This window comes from Lentibacillus kimchii, assembly GCF_055381965.1.
The window spans coordinates 917,896-931,549 of the sequence record NZ_AP043934.1; the positions used below are offsets into that span (position 1 = coordinate 917,896).

A 13,654-nucleotide genomic window follows, 5' to 3' on the forward strand; every position below is an offset into this window, starting at 1 on the left:
AATCACGTGACAAAGGTCGTTCAACATGATGAAATAGACATAGAACATATACCAGTTGATGACCAACTAAAGGAGCGATTGTTAGTATGAAAGATCAGGATCATGCCAAAAAAAATGCAGGGGAATCATCGGTGGATTTGATTCAGAATGGTATGACAGTTGGGTTAGGTTCAGGTTCAACAGTGTACTGGATGCTCAAACAACTCGGTGAGCGTGCAGCAAATGGCCTGGATGTCAAGGGTGTGCCATCGTCTCAGCAGACAAAGGGATGGGCTGAGGCATTTGGTGTGCCGCTGACGGATTTTGCGCACGTTAAAAGACTCGATTTGGCCATTGACGGAGCGGATGAGGTTGACCCCCAGTGGCAGCTGGTCAAAGGAGGAGGCGGTGCCCTCGTGCGCGAAAAAATTATTGCCGCCTCCGCAAACAGCCTGATCGTGATTATTGATGAATCCAAAACGGTGTCCCAATTAGGAGCTTTTCCGCTGCCAATTGAGGTTGTCCCATTTGGGTGGGAGACGACCGCTGAAAGGATCACTGAGACTGGTGTGGAGCCGGTTGCCCGCCGAAATGATGCTGGTGAGTTATTTGTCTCAGATAATGGCAATTATATCGTTGATTGTCATTTCGGCACTATTCGAGAGCCACGAGCTTTAGAAAAACAAATCAATCAGCTGACAGGTGTTGTGGAGACAGGCTTGTTCACGGATATGGCTAACAATGTCATTGTCGGTTATCCTGACCGGACTGAGACATTTGGCCATTCATCATGATATGACTGGTCGTATCAATAACAGTATGTTTTTGTGATTAAGTGAAGTGAAATTTTTGACGAATGGGGTTGCACATACAGATGAGCCGAATTCTCGATATCTATCAACAAGTTCAGAAAGCTGGAAGTATTGGAGCAACCGCAGAGGAAATTGGCGATGATTTGCAAATTAATCGTTCGACTGCTAGCCGTTATTTAAATGATCTTGTTAAAGCTGATCGTGTAGAAAAACTGCCTGGTAAACCAGTTAAATATATGACACGTCAGCAAGTACCTGCAGATTCTGTGAAGCAGGAGGTGATCGGATCAAAGGATAGTCTTAAGCCTTTATTTGAAACAGGAATGGCAGCATTTTTATATCCAGTCCGATCGCTCCCGATTCTGTTAACAGGTGAAACAGGAACTGGCAAATCGTATCTTGCGGAGAAATTGTCTTATATGGCGATTGAGAATGCTGGCGATTCAGCTGATACTCCATTTATTGCTTTTAATTGTGCTGACTATGCACAAAATCCAGAACTCCTTGTTGGCCAAATATTTGGTATTAAAAAAGGTGCGTTTACTGGTGCTGATGAGGACAAAACAGGACTGGCAGAACAGGCAGATGGGGGTATTTTATTTTTGGATGAAATTCACCGCCTGCCTCCATCTGGTCAGGAAATGCTTTTTTATTTGATAGATAAAGGCATTTACCATCGATTAGGAGAGGCTACTCGCGAACGGCATGCAAATGTAGCCTTGATAGGAGCAACTACCGAGGACTCGGAGAACTATTTATTATCGACATTATTACGACGTTTTTCTGTTAAATTAGATGTTCCCCCACTGCGGAAACGAAAAGATTCTGAGCGCCAGGCTCTCATTGACTATTTCTTGACAGAAGAAGCTGCGAAAATGAGTGTTGATCTTTCGCTTGAAGACGACTGCCGCGAAGCTTTTTTATCATATGACTGTCCGGGGAATATCGGTCAGCTTAAAAGCGATATGCAAATTGCCTGTGCACGTGCTTATCTTCGCTATTTAAACAGTGAGGATGATCAGGTTTTTGTTAAACTTGAGGACTTTCCAGGAAATAACCCTGTTCAGTCAGATTTCCAATTACAGAATCAGTCTTTTAATGATAAACAAGAACAATTATCACAAGAGCTGGCAGATCCATTTCCAAATATCTATCAGAGACTGGATGATACACAAAATAAAGATGAGCATCAGTTGCAGGAAGTAGTGATGTCGTATATTCATGAACTGACAGAAAGATATAGGCAGCCTGCTTTGTCACAAGACAGCTGGCAGAATATGATCGATTATGACTTGCTGAACAGCCTGTTTAGTGCAGCTGACCGTTTGCGCAAGATATTACCGTTTACGATTAGCCAGGGTCAGTTGTACATTATTGGTTTGCATTTGCAGCATTACCGAAATCACTTACATGATAACGAACAAACCGAGTCCATACCGGCTGTTCGCCATCCAAACGCATCTTATCGTCAAGCAGCCAATTATATTGCTGATCAACTAAATCTGAAAATTGGTATCGATTTACCAAATGAGGAGATTGAACTATTAGCTCACTTTTTGTCAACGGATCATCAGCTTGGAAATGATCGTCCAATTGAACAGATGGTTGCAGTTGTTCTTGTTACACATGGAGAATCTACAGCTTCCTCGATGGCAGAAGTAACGAATTATTTACTTGGCAACAATGTCGTTCACCCTATTGATATGCCTCTTAATCAATCAGCTGAAGAAACGTATGATCGAGTGAAGCAGGTCATTAATAGAATGTCTGATATTACAGGCGTACTTTTGCTAGTGGATATTGGTTCTTTAATTACAATGGGTGATACAATCCAAAATGACTTGCAAGTCCCAATTAAAACGTTGTCAAGCGTTAATCTCCCCATGATTCTGGAAGCAGGTCGTCAATCACTGACAACGGAACAATCATTAGACATGATATATGAGAAAGCAAAAAGCGCGATGCTGACATTTATGGAGAAGGAACACCAAACAACTCCTCAGAAAAAACGGCTCATTGTGACTGTCTGTTTCACGGGTGAAGGGGCAGCTCAGCTATTGGAGTCCTGGCTGGAAAATCAGCTATCAGCGGCGGATGAAGATGTTTTGATCCGGTCGGTGAGAATTGATCCAGAGACGAAGGATACGTCTGTTTTGAATGGTTTAAAAACTTATTATGATGTTGTGGCGATCATTGGAACGGTTCCTGTTTCAATTGAAGGTGTTCCGTATATTCCAGCGTGGGAACTTCTTCAAACTGAAGGTATTTCACGCATGCATAAATTGCTGGAAATAACACGAAAATCAGCGATGCCGGAAATTAAGGGGGAAGTGGCAAAAGACGAAATATATGGATTGGTTATTCAGGGGCTGCAAGAAATAGTCACCTACATTAATCCACGGGCTATAGCGGAACTTCTGCAGAAACATATCCCGAGAATTCGCCGGTACTATGATTGGGACAGTAGTCATGAACTAGGCATGTGGATGCATATTGGAAGTTTGCTTGATCGAATGGTATCAGCAATTGTACAGCAAAACCATGATCAGCTGCTGTCTTCATTTCCTGTCTCCAGAGAGACCGTTATATCTGCTGATGAACAGCAAATTTGGCAGCCACTCTTTGATCAGACTGAACAAGCGTTCTCTGTCGTATTGACAGATTATATAAAACGAGAACTTGTAAAACTTTCCCGGTAAATGTGTGCAATTTTTTTGCACACATTTTTTATTGTGTTTTGTTCACAGTTGAATTTTTACTTGGATAATTTAAACAAGCAGGCTATGATGCTGTCCGGGAGCGTTAAGCCAGTATATGAATGATGTTGGCATGATTTTTGCTATATTATATATGAAAGGCGATAAGTCGTATAAGCAATGCATGAAGTTTCGTGAATAGTTAATTCCTGGGATGAGATAGGAGGTGTGATATGAACAATCTGAAGCGATTTTTTATCATTTATGCATCAGTGTTTGCCCTAGTTTGGACAGGATATGGGCTTTTCGCCGTTATTACTGGTAAACCATCGGCCAATTTGATTCTCGGGTATGGCATTGGCTTTTCTGTTGTAATTTATGCGGCTTCGTGGTTTGCCTATTGGTTAATGGGACATTATAAAAAAATTGACAAAATGGCCAAAGACGTATTTTCAAAAAATAAACGAGTAAAGGAGTAGATTCATTATGGCAGAACAAATGAAAGTTATTATACTATGCAGCTGGGGTGCAACTTCGAGTCAGCTCGCTAAAAAAGTACAAGAAGCTGCGGAAAAACGTGGTATGAATGTAGAAGCCTATGCTGGAGGCACTGGTGAATTCCAGGAAAAGGCCAGTCAATATGACGTGGCACTGCTTGAACCACAAGTCCGTCATTTGAAAAAGGAAGTGACAAAAGTTGGCGATGCCAATGGTGTGCCTGTTGAACTTGTTGATCAGCGTGCATTTGCCTTGATGGATGGTGAGAAAGTACTTGATCAGGTACTAAAATTAAAGAATCAATAAATTTATTGATTCTTTAATAAGAACTGAGATCAACGATATGATAGAACACTAAGCAAAGGGGGAACATTTATATGAATTTGGTTCAATTGATGGAAGATAAACTGATGGGTCCTTTAGGTAAAATTGCCCAAAACAAATATTTACAATCAATTCGGGACGCTTTTGTCATATTTGCTCTGCCCGTTATTATAACGGGGGCTATATTTCTTATTATTGCTAACCCGCCGACCTCACTCAATTGGGGCATTATTAATGCGTGGGAAAATGCAGTTGACCCGATTCAGGATCAGATTCTGTTTCCGTACAATTTGACCTTTGGCATAATGGCGGTAACAGTTGCATTTGGTGTTGGTTACAGCCTGGCTCAGAGGCATGATATGGATGCGGCGTTGTCAGGTATATTATCAATGCTGGCGTTTATCATGATGGCATTTCCAGTAACCGATATTGAACAAGTGCCATTCGGCGATGTATTGGATTACCTTGGCGGTCAAGGGTTGTTTGTTGCTATTATCCTGGGTATTTTAACAACGGAAGCGATGCGATTCCTGCTGAATAAAGGATTTGCGTTTGAAATGCCGGCTGGAGTACCCCCATATGTTATGAGGACTTTCCGAGCTCTTATACCTTTTTTGATCATTTTACCGGCTGCTTGGGCTCTGGAATGGATTGTCTGGTCAAATTTCGGCGTAACGATTCCACAAGCAGTACTTGATTTATTCAGCCCGCTGGTATCAGCATCTAATTCTTATTGGGCAGCACTTGGTATGATTCTGTTAATGCTCATTCTCTGGTCAATCGGGATACATGGTATGAACGTTGTATCATCTGTTGCGTATCCGTTTTGGACAACACAGCTGGCAGATAACGCAGATGCTGTCAGTGCCGGGAATACTGCTGCAGCCGATGGGATTGTTACTGAACCATTTTTCCATATGTTTACTCATCTCGGGGGATCAGGAGCCACGATAGGTCTTGCTGTTTTCTTATTGTTTGCTTCGTCTGTACAATTGAAACAAGTTGGCAAAACGGCTATTATCCCGTCTCTGTTTAATATTAATGAACCGCTCATTTTCGGAGTGCCAATTGTATTAAATCCAATTCTAATTATACCGTTCGTTATAGGACCGGTTATCATTGTAACGATTAACTATATCTTGTTCGCAACAGGTATTTTGCCGCCAGTCATTATACAGCCGCCATTTACTGTTCCGATTTTCTTTGGTGGATTTATCGCAACAGGCGGTTCATGGCTGGCCGGCTTTGTTCAGCTTATGAATGCGGCCATTGCTGCCCTTATTTACTGGCCATTCTTTAAACAGTATGATAAACAGCTGGTGCAGGAAGAGAAGGAAACAGAAGAAGCATAAATAGACCTCGATTGCATAAGGAGTGGTGACGTTGAATTACGAAGAAATCATGACACAGCTTATTTTACACGGCGGTAATGCCCGCGGAGCAGCCTATGAGGCACTTGATGAAGCAGAAGAATTTAAATTTGACGAAGCTGAAAAACTGATGAAAGAAGCGAATGATGAGTTTCTTGAAGGTCATAAATATCAAACAGAACTGTTGCAGAATCAGGATGAAACAGCTGCGCCAAATTTCTTTATGATTCATGCACAAGATCATGTTATGACCGCTCAGGCAGAGCTTCAGCTGATTAAGCGTATGATCGGACAGCTGAAGCAGAATGAGAAACTGGAGAATCGGATTACAGATCTTGAAAAACAAACTAAGAGTCAATAGGGGCATAACTGGCTGAAAACAGCTGTATAAGTTATACTTCATTGACCTGCTGAATTACTGCCTGACGTATTATTTGTCAGGCAGTATTTTTAAAGGTTACGAGGGAGGACTTGACATATGAACTTTGGAACTGTTGGGACTGGCTGGATCACCGATGCATTTATTGAGGCAAGCGGCTATTCGCAGGAATTGACCCATTCGGCTGTTTATTCACGGACGACTAACAAGGCGGATGCTTTCGCTCAGAAACATGACGTTAAGCATGTGTTTACGGATATACAGGAAATGGCTGCAAGTGACGTGCTTGATGTTGTGTATATCGCGTCACCTAATGCATTGCATTTTGAGCAAAGTGTTGCATTTTTAAAGCAGCAGAAGCATGTTATTTGTGAAAAGCCAATTTTTTCAAACATTCATGAGTGGGAAGAAGCTCATCGTATCGCTGATGAGCAAGGTGTTTTCCTGCTTGAAGCGATGCGGAATGTGCATGCGCCAAATTTTAGGACGATTTGGGAAGAACTACAGCAGATAGGACCGATTCGCAGCATGATCCTGCCATTTGTGCAGTATTCTTCACGGTATGATAAACACTTAGCTGGTGATGTGCCCAATGTGTTTTCACCCGTATTTTCCGGTGGAGCTCTGGTTGATCTGGGCGTTTATCCATTGGCACTTGCGCTTGGTCTGTTTGGAGCACCTGTAAGTTCTGCTTATTATCCAGTGAAGCTTTCAAGCGATGTTGATGGCAGTGGTGTCTTGATTTTGGAATATCCGGGTTTTACAGGGACGATTCTTTGCTCCAAAATAGCACAGTCATCCAACACATGTGAAATTCATGGTGAAAAAGGGACGCTGGTTTTTGATAATCCTGGCGATATGTATCACCCTCGGATTATAAGGCCTGATGGCGGGGAAACACAACTGAGTGCTGATGACCATCCGAATAATATGGTTTATGAAGCCAGTATTTTTGCCCAGATCATATGTGAGGGTGATAAGCAGACTTATGAGAAATTGACAAAGCTCAGCCGTGATATTCTAATGATTACCGAGAAAGCGCGATACAGTAATGGGATTTTATTCGACAGTGAGAAGTCATAATGACACAAATTCAGTGTAAAAAGCGGCATGGTCTAAAGCAATCCCAGCTGTTGTAAACCATGTGCTATGCCGTCGTCGGTGACTGAGGTTGTTTGCTGTTCTGCATATGGGAAAAGGTCTTCGTGTGCGTTAGCCATGGCAACGCCTGTACCAACAGCTGTTAGCATTTCCTTATCATTCATTCCGTCCCCGAAAGCAATCGCCTGGTCGCGGGAGATGTTCAGGTGCTTCAGCGTTTGCTCGACGGCATAGCCTTTATTGACATTTTTTCGCAAAATGTCATAGCTGTTTTCCGCACCGTTTACATGAACTGGTGAAAGACGGAAGTTGGCGTCAATCTCATACATTGGAACATCCTCAGGTGCTGCATTAAGAACTGTAGCGCCTAAAATTTTATCGGCTGCATCGGACGTGTATAGCGCATTGCTTTTCATATCGAATAAATCAGCAAATTGCTTGATAAAGGGACTTTTCGGGTCAGTCATGTAATTTGTGTCACGTGCATACAAAATCAGTTCCTGACCATTTTTGGCTGCGGTATTGGTGAATTGTTTAATTTGCTCCTGCGGTATGGGTTCATTAACAATAACATTTCCCTGATGCAGGGCAAAAGCGCCATTATAAGCAATAAATGAGTGGATATCCAGTGCTTCTGCCAGATCATGAATTTCATGAAGCGGTCTGCCCGTCGCTAAAAAGACGTCCACGCCTTGTGCTTTTACAGCTGCAATGGCTTTTTTGGTTGTCTCGGAATAGGTTTGGTCAGGTTTTAAAATGGTACCATCAATATCGAGAAATAAAACGTTATACATGGGAATCTCCTTATCATTTCCGTACTGTATGGACCATATTAGCACAGGCATGCATTTTTTGACAGGTCTAAAAATGCTGAAGACGTCACACACTACGTATTGAACAGATGCTAATTGATCTGTTCAACACCCCACGAGGAGTGATCAGTTGTGGCTGGCGACAAAAATAATTTACTGGCACCTGGAGCAGAAAATGCTTTGGAAAACATGAAACAGGAAATTGCGCAGGAATTGGATGTCGAGCCCGGAGCGGATACAACTGCACGTGAAAACGGATCTGTGGGAGGCGAAATGGTCAAACGCATGATCAATATCGCCGAACAAAGTGTGTCAGAAAAAGATAAATAAAGGTCTGCAGACACACAGGCAGAACCAGCTTCGGCTGGTTCTGCCTTTTTAGTTCAATGGTTTGTATAATTTGACGAAAACGGCTATAATTGAACAGAAATTTTGGTTCTACATGCAGCATAGGTTTGCTACAATAGAAGTAAGAATTGTTAAACTATTTAGGGAGAGGGGAAAAGCTGATGACGTTTGGCATATTATCACTGCTTCCTCCGGTCATCGCAATTGCGCTGGCACTCGTCACGCGAAATGTCATACCTGCTTTATTTGCTGGTGTATGGCTCGGCGCGACGATGCTCCATGGCTGGAACCCATTTATGGGACTGTATGCCAGTTTCAGCGATATTATTTTGCCTAACCTCGCAGATGAAGGAAATGCGACGGTGCTCGCTTACTGTGGATTTTTTGGCGTCCTGATCGTTATTTTACAGCGGACAGGAGGTGCGCATGCCATTGCCTACGCTATTTCAAATAAAGTCAAAACGGCCAGAGGTGCTCAAGGATCTTCCGCATTATTTGGTATTATTATCTTTTTTGAGGATTATTTCAACGCCTTAACCGTTGGCAGTGTGATGCGCCCAGTAACGGATAAAAAGCATGTATCCCGGGAAAAACTGGCTTATATTGTGGATTCAACATCTGCTCCGATGTGTCTTTTAGGCCCTGTGTCAACATGGGTTGTATTTATTATGGGGCTGATTGGTGCTCAGTTTGTTGAACTTGGCGTGTCCGGATCGGAATATTTAATGTACTTATCAACAATACCGTTTAACTTCTATTCCATTTTAGCGCTCTTGCTTGTTGGGATTCTGATTTGGAAGAAATGGGATTTCGGACCAATGGCCAAGGTTGAACACCGCGCACGGACAACAGGCAAATTAATCCGTGACGGTGCCGAACCGCCAACGGATGATCAAATGGGTGATGTGGAAATGGTTGAAGGCCATACACCTAAAAAACGGAATATGATTGTGCCGATTGTTGTTCTGCTGGTCATTATTCCACCAATGTTTCTCTGGACCGGCGGTTTTCCGGAACATGATCTGATTACGGCCGTAGGAGAGGCAAATGGCGGACTGTCAATTTTGCTGGCAGCGTTTGTCGCAGGCATTGTTGGTCTGGCGATGGGGATGCAGCAAAAGCTGTTTTCCTTTAAGGAAGCCATGTCCCTCTATGTGAGTGGTTTTCGGAGTATGATGGTTGTCTATATTATTTTAGTCCTTGCCTGGTCAATCGGGTCGATCACTTCGAAACTGGGAACGGCGGATTACTTAGTTGATTTTGCGGAACAAACAACCTCACCAGCAGTCATTCCGGTGCTTTTATTCATTTTCGGAGCCATTATCGCCTTCACAACGGGAACGTCATATGGAACGTTTGCGATTATGATTCCGATTGCGATGCCGATCGCGGCTACAATGGATATGTCAATGGCTCTGACGATTGCAGCCGTTTTAAGCGGAGGGATTTTCGGTGACCATTGTTCACCAATCTCCGATACAACGATATTGTCGTCGGCTGGATCGTCAAGTGATCATATCGACCATGTCAACACCCAGATTCCTTATGCTATGACAGCTGGCATCAGTGGGATAATTGCCTTTTTTACAGCGGGGGTCACGGGTTCAGCCGTTTTGTCGCTCGTACTTGGTGCTGTCGTTCTGGTGGTGCTCGCTTTTCTGCTTAATAAATTCTGGGGAAAACGGATACCGCAAGAAGATGACCTTAACGCGCAATCAGAAAGCTAGACAGACAAACGACCGCATTCTGTATCCTGAATTGACTTTGGTCCAGTGTATCGATAAACTGGTATGTAGTTAAACTGAGATATGGTGAGGTGATTGGATGTTTAATACAGGTCTAATTATAGGTCTATCGTTACTGGTTGTTATCATGCTTGTTAATGTGATTATTACGGCTACATCGTCTGCATCTCCCGGAAACAGCTTTGGCATCTACTTGCCGCCAACTGTCATATTTGCTGCCGGACTTATTATGCTGGCCGCTTCGACGTTTGGCAAAATTGAGATGGCCGGACTTGGCTTCGGCGGCTGGGGCGCTGCCAGCTTGTTTGCCGCTGCAGTCGGATTTGTTGTAACATCCGTTGTTGAAAGTTACAGACAAGCCTCATGAATAACCTAAAAAATATCTGCCTTTTTCGGGCAGATATTTTTTAGGTTATCAATGCAGAATCCCTGCATGAACACAATGGGCAGAATGCCAAGTGAAAGGGGTCAGTAAAATATATTCAGAAGTCCCAGGAGCATGAGCAGAAAAGGGGGGAGCAAGGTCAGCTGCTGCAGCCACTTTTTAGTCGATAAAAACATGCCCAGCCGCACGCCGCACCAAACAAACAAACCACTCATTAAGGCAATGGAAAAGGCGGTTAAAAGCGGCGAATAACCGATCATAGCCGCACCGAGTCCAGCCCCGAATGCATCAATGGCCAACGCAAATCCCAGAAAGACCGCTTCAGTCATTGAAATACTCCCGGAGTCGTCTAAATCAGCCTGTTTGGGTTCTTTCATGACCGTTTTAAAATCGTGCCATGCTTCCTCAGTGGAAAAATTAAAGGATGCCTCTCGTCTGGAGCGAAGGACATTATATAAACAATACAAACCGATAACCAAAAGGATAATGCCGCCTAGTACATCAGTCAGACCAGGCGTGATAAATGCTTTAAGCATATTTCCAATTGTCATGGCTGCGTACACGATTAAGCCGGAACAAAACATGATAATGCCCAATGCTGTGATCGGCACACGGACGCGCTGTATGCCATAAGACATGCCGACACCGAACCCATCGATACTGACGCCGATAACTAAGAGAATTAAGCCGGTATAGTAAAGCATCGGTATCATTTTCCTTTCTGCATTGGTCTACCCCAGTATATTGCATTGGAAATGAAGATGTGAAAGACGCACGGGGAGCCTTATTTGTGTTAAAGTAACGGCAGAGTGTTTTTGAAAGAGAGAGGTTTTAAAAATGAGCAAAACTGTTGTATTAGCTGAGAAACCTTCCGTTGGCCGTGACATTGCACGTGTCCTGAACTGCCGGAAAAAAGGCGATGGTTTTCTGGAAGGATCAAAATATATTGTGACATGGGCGCTTGGGCATCTTGTGACACTTGCAGATCCGGAGATGTATGAGGATAAATGGAAGACGTGGCGGCTTGAGGATTTGCCCATGCTGCCCGAACAGCTGAAACTGGTCGTGATTAAACAGTCAGGTAAACAGTTTAATGCGGTTAAGACACAGCTGAATCGCAAAGATGCCGGTGAGATTGTCATTGCAACGGATGCCGGACGTGAAGGTGAGTTAGTTGCCCGCTGGATCATCGATAAGGCACGTGTGAGTAAGCCAGTTAAACGGCTCTGGATCTCGTCGGTTACGGATAAAGCCATCCGTGATGGTTTTAATCATTTGAAACCAGGCAAGCAGTACGACAATCTATATGCAGCTGCTGCCGCACGTTCAGAAGCGGATTGGTATGTGGGGCTGAATGCGAGCCGCGCACTTACAACCAGATTCAATGCACAGCTGTCAACAGGCAGGGTGCAGACACCAACACTTGCCATGGTGCGGACACGAGAAAACGCAATTAATGCCTTTCAGCCCAAACCGTTTTATGGCCTTGAAGCCAAAACGAAAACCGGCCTGACCCTGACTTGGCAGGATCAAAACAACAACAGCCGGCTTTTCTCCAAAGACAAGGCAGAAACGCTGCTTAACGCTTTAAACAAACAGTCGGCTAAGATCATCAATGTTGATAAAGCGCAGAAGAAAAAACATGCTCCACAGCTATATGATCTGACAGAGCTTCAGCAGGATGCCAACCGGATGTTCGGGTTTTCCGGCAAACAGACGCTGTCACTCATGCAGAAGCTGTACGAACAGCATAAAGTGCTGACATACCCGCGGACAGACTCCCGTCATTTATCGTCAGACATTGTGCCAACCTTGAAAGATCGTGTGAAAGCTGTTAATGCCGGTGATTATAAGCATGTGGCCGGCCCGCTTTTAAATAAACAATTTTCACTTCCAAAGTCGGTTGTTGATAATACGAAGGTGTCCGACCACCATGCGATTATTCCGACGGAGGAGCCGCCTGTCTTGGCTAATATGAATCAGCAGGAACGAAAAATTTATGACTTGGTGGTTAAACGCTTTTTAGCAGTGCTGTCTGATCCATATGAATATGAACAGGTAACGATAGAAGCACACGTGAACAAAGAGCGCTTTGTCGCAAAGGGAAAACATGTTCAAAAGCCGGGCTGGAAAGCTGTGTACAATGATCGCAGTGATACCGGTGAGCAATTGCCGGATGTCCAGCAGGGGGCGACACTGGACAATCTCCGTATTACGATGACAACTGGCGAAACCAAACCGCCGGAGCGTTTTACTGAAGGCGGTCTCCTGCAAGCGATGGAGAGTCCTGCTCGCTATATGAATCAGGACGAAAAACATTTGGCTAAAACCATCAGTCAAAGTGGTGGAATCGGAACGGTCGCCACACGCGCTGATATTATAGAAAAATTGTTTAATAGTTCTCTGCTGGAACTCCGCGGCAAATCGATTTATACCACATCGAAAGGGCGGCAGCTGCTGGACCTGGTTCCTGAAGATCTCCGTTCCCCGGCACTGACAGCTGAATGGGAAACGAAACTCACCCGGATTGCAGAAGGAAAGTTAACCAAACAAGCCTTTATTAATGAGATTAAAGACTACACGAAACAAATCGTGCAGGAAATTAAGACAAGTGAAGAAACGTTTAAACACGATAACATGACCGGAAGCAAATGCCCGAATTGCGGCAAACTTATGATGGAAATTGATAACAAAAAAGGTAAAATGCTCGTTTGTCAGGACCGCTCCTGCGGCTATAAAAAGAACATTTTCAAACGGACAAATGCCAGATGCCCCAATTGTCATAAGCGAATGGTCCTGCGCGGTGAAGGTGATGGAAAGACGTTCACTTGTCAGTGCGGCTACCATGAGAAACTATCGGAATTTAATAAACGAAAAGAACGGGAAAAAGGCGATAAAGTTTCCAAAAAAGATGTTAATAAGTATTTGAATAACCAGGATGATGACTTCAAGAATGATGCGCTGGCTGAGGCGCTCTCCAAGTTAAAAAAATAGCTTCATAATAGGACTCCTGCTATGCAGGGTTCTTTTATGACGGTGGTTTTTGCTGCAGCTGAATACCCTGAAGTATAAAGATTCGTTTTTGAACGCAATCTATGGTAGTGTATTAAAGTGATAAATTAAGTTGTTGGGCTGCAAAAAAAGGATCACCATGAATTAATGAGATAAAAAATAGGAAAGCGTTTTCTATACTCTGTGAATTATG

Annotated in this window: 13 protein-coding genes; 11 read left to right on the top strand and 2 right to left on the bottom strand. The window is 43.6% G+C overall.

The window, feature by feature from the left end; genetic code table 11:
* Positions 1–86: 86 nt before the first annotated feature.
* From rpiA to ACZ444_RS05065, 7 genes are all read left to right on the top strand, one after another.
* Positions 87–773 carry a ribose-5-phosphate isomerase RpiA gene (rpiA, locus tag ACZ444_RS05035; RefSeq protein ID WP_382359928.1) on the top strand — a complete coding sequence of 229 codons (687 nt, stop codon included), beginning with the start codon at positions 87–89 and terminating at the stop codon, positions 771–773.
* An 80-nt stretch (positions 774–853) separates the two neighbouring features.
* On the top strand, positions 854–3,490 hold the full coding sequence (locus ACZ444_RS05040; protein ID WP_382359931.1) for a sigma 54-interacting transcriptional regulator: 2,637 nt from the start codon (positions 854–856) through the stop codon (positions 3,488–3,490).
* A gap of 230 nt (positions 3,491–3,720) precedes the next feature.
* A complete protein-coding gene (locus ACZ444_RS05045; RefSeq protein ID WP_382359934.1) occupies positions 3,721–3,966 on the top strand; it encodes a hypothetical protein in 246 nt (81 codons plus the stop codon).
* Between the two features lie 7 nt (positions 3,967–3,973).
* Positions 3,974–4,291 (top strand): PTS sugar transporter subunit IIB, encoded by a 318-nt coding sequence (locus tag ACZ444_RS05050; protein ID WP_382359937.1) that lies wholly within the window; start codon positions 3,974–3,976, stop codon positions 4,289–4,291.
* Positions 4,292–4,362: 71 nt separating this feature from the next.
* Positions 4,363–5,661 (top strand): PTS sugar transporter subunit IIC, encoded by a 1,299-nt coding sequence (locus ACZ444_RS05055; protein WP_382359940.1) that lies wholly within the window; start codon positions 4,363–4,365, stop codon positions 5,659–5,661.
* 49 nt (positions 5,662–5,710) lie between these two features.
* Positions 5,711–6,040 (top strand): PTS sugar transporter subunit IIA, encoded by a 330-nt coding sequence (locus ACZ444_RS05060; protein WP_382360198.1) that lies wholly within the window; start codon positions 5,711–5,713, stop codon positions 6,038–6,040.
* Between the two features lie 117 nt (positions 6,041–6,157).
* A complete protein-coding gene (locus ACZ444_RS05065) occupies positions 6,158–7,141 on the top strand; it encodes a Gfo/Idh/MocA family protein (protein WP_382359943.1) in 984 nt (327 codons plus the stop codon).
* Positions 7,142–7,173: 32 nt separating this feature from the next.
* Here ACZ444_RS05065 and ACZ444_RS05070 read toward each other — a convergent pair whose 3' ends face one another.
* Positions 7,174–7,953 (bottom strand): HAD family hydrolase, encoded by a 780-nt coding sequence (locus ACZ444_RS05070; protein ID WP_382359946.1) that lies wholly within the window; start codon positions 7,951–7,953, stop codon positions 7,174–7,176.
* Positions 7,954–8,103: 150 nt separating this feature from the next.
* On the opposite strand from ACZ444_RS05070, the gene ACZ444_RS05075 reads away from it, so the two are divergent.
* The 3 genes from ACZ444_RS05075 (at position 8,104) to ACZ444_RS05085 (ending at position 10,431) form a co-directional block, all read left to right on the top strand.
* The gene (locus ACZ444_RS05075) at positions 8,104–8,301 is read left to right on the top strand and encodes a small, acid-soluble spore protein, alpha/beta type (protein ID WP_382359949.1); all 198 of its coding nucleotides are present in this window, start codon (positions 8,104–8,106) and stop codon (positions 8,299–8,301) included.
* Positions 8,302–8,480: 179 nt separating this feature from the next.
* Positions 8,481–10,046, top strand: a complete 1,566-nt coding sequence (locus ACZ444_RS05080; RefSeq protein WP_382359952.1) for a Na+/H+ antiporter NhaC family protein — start codon at positions 8,481–8,483, stop codon at positions 10,044–10,046.
* A 97-nt stretch (positions 10,047–10,143) separates the two neighbouring features.
* Positions 10,144–10,431 (top strand): hypothetical protein, encoded by a 288-nt coding sequence (locus tag ACZ444_RS05085; protein ID WP_382359955.1) that lies wholly within the window; start codon positions 10,144–10,146, stop codon positions 10,429–10,431.
* Positions 10,432–10,532: 101 nt separating this feature from the next.
* On the opposite strand, the gene ytaF is transcribed toward ACZ444_RS05085, so the two are convergent.
* A complete protein-coding gene (gene ytaF / locus ACZ444_RS05090) occupies positions 10,533–11,162 on the bottom strand; it encodes a sporulation membrane protein YtaF (protein ID WP_382359958.1) in 630 nt (209 codons plus the stop codon).
* Positions 11,163–11,286: 124 nt separating this feature from the next.
* Between ytaF and ACZ444_RS05095 the strand changes: the two genes are divergently transcribed.
* Positions 11,287–13,443: a DNA topoisomerase III gene (locus ACZ444_RS05095; RefSeq protein WP_382359961.1), complete on the top strand. Its 2,157-nt coding sequence runs from the start codon at positions 11,287–11,289 to the stop codon at positions 13,441–13,443.
* The last annotated feature ends 211 nt before the right edge of the window (positions 13,444–13,654 follow it).

What these genes read in the sequence shown, in the direction of transcription:
- rpiA (WP_382359928.1), top strand. Translation starts at nt 87, where the DNA reads ATGAAAGATCAGGATCATGCCAAAAAAAATGCAGGGGAATCATCGGTG.
- ACZ444_RS05040 (WP_382359931.1), top strand. Translation starts at nt 854, where the DNA reads ATGAGCCGAATTCTCGATATCTATCAACAAGTTCAGAAAGCTGGAAGT.
- ACZ444_RS05045 (WP_382359934.1), top strand. Translation starts at nt 3,721, where the DNA reads ATGAACAATCTGAAGCGATTTTTTATCATTTATGCATCAGTGTTTGCC.
- ACZ444_RS05050 (WP_382359937.1), top strand. Translation starts at nt 3,974, where the DNA reads ATGGCAGAACAAATGAAAGTTATTATACTATGCAGCTGGGGTGCAACT.
- ACZ444_RS05055 (WP_382359940.1), top strand. Translation starts at nt 4,363, where the DNA reads ATGAATTTGGTTCAATTGATGGAAGATAAACTGATGGGTCCTTTAGGT.
- ACZ444_RS05060 (WP_382360198.1), top strand. Translation starts at nt 5,711, where the DNA reads ATGACACAGCTTATTTTACACGGCGGTAATGCCCGCGGAGCAGCCTAT.
- ACZ444_RS05065 (WP_382359943.1), top strand. Translation starts at nt 6,158, where the DNA reads ATGAACTTTGGAACTGTTGGGACTGGCTGGATCACCGATGCATTTATT.
- ACZ444_RS05070 (WP_382359946.1), bottom strand. Translation starts at nt 7,953, where the DNA reads ATGTATAACGTTTTATTTCTCGATATTGATGGTACCATTTTAAAACCT.
- ACZ444_RS05080 (WP_382359952.1), top strand. Translation starts at nt 8,481, where the DNA reads ATGACGTTTGGCATATTATCACTGCTTCCTCCGGTCATCGCAATTGCG.
- ACZ444_RS05085 (WP_382359955.1), top strand. Translation starts at nt 10,144, where the DNA reads ATGTTTAATACAGGTCTAATTATAGGTCTATCGTTACTGGTTGTTATC.
- ytaF (WP_382359958.1), bottom strand. Translation starts at nt 11,162, where the DNA reads ATGATACCGATGCTTTACTATACCGGCTTAATTCTCTTAGTTATCGGC.
- ACZ444_RS05095 (WP_382359961.1), top strand. Translation starts at nt 11,287, where the DNA reads ATGAGCAAAACTGTTGTATTAGCTGAGAAACCTTCCGTTGGCCGTGAC.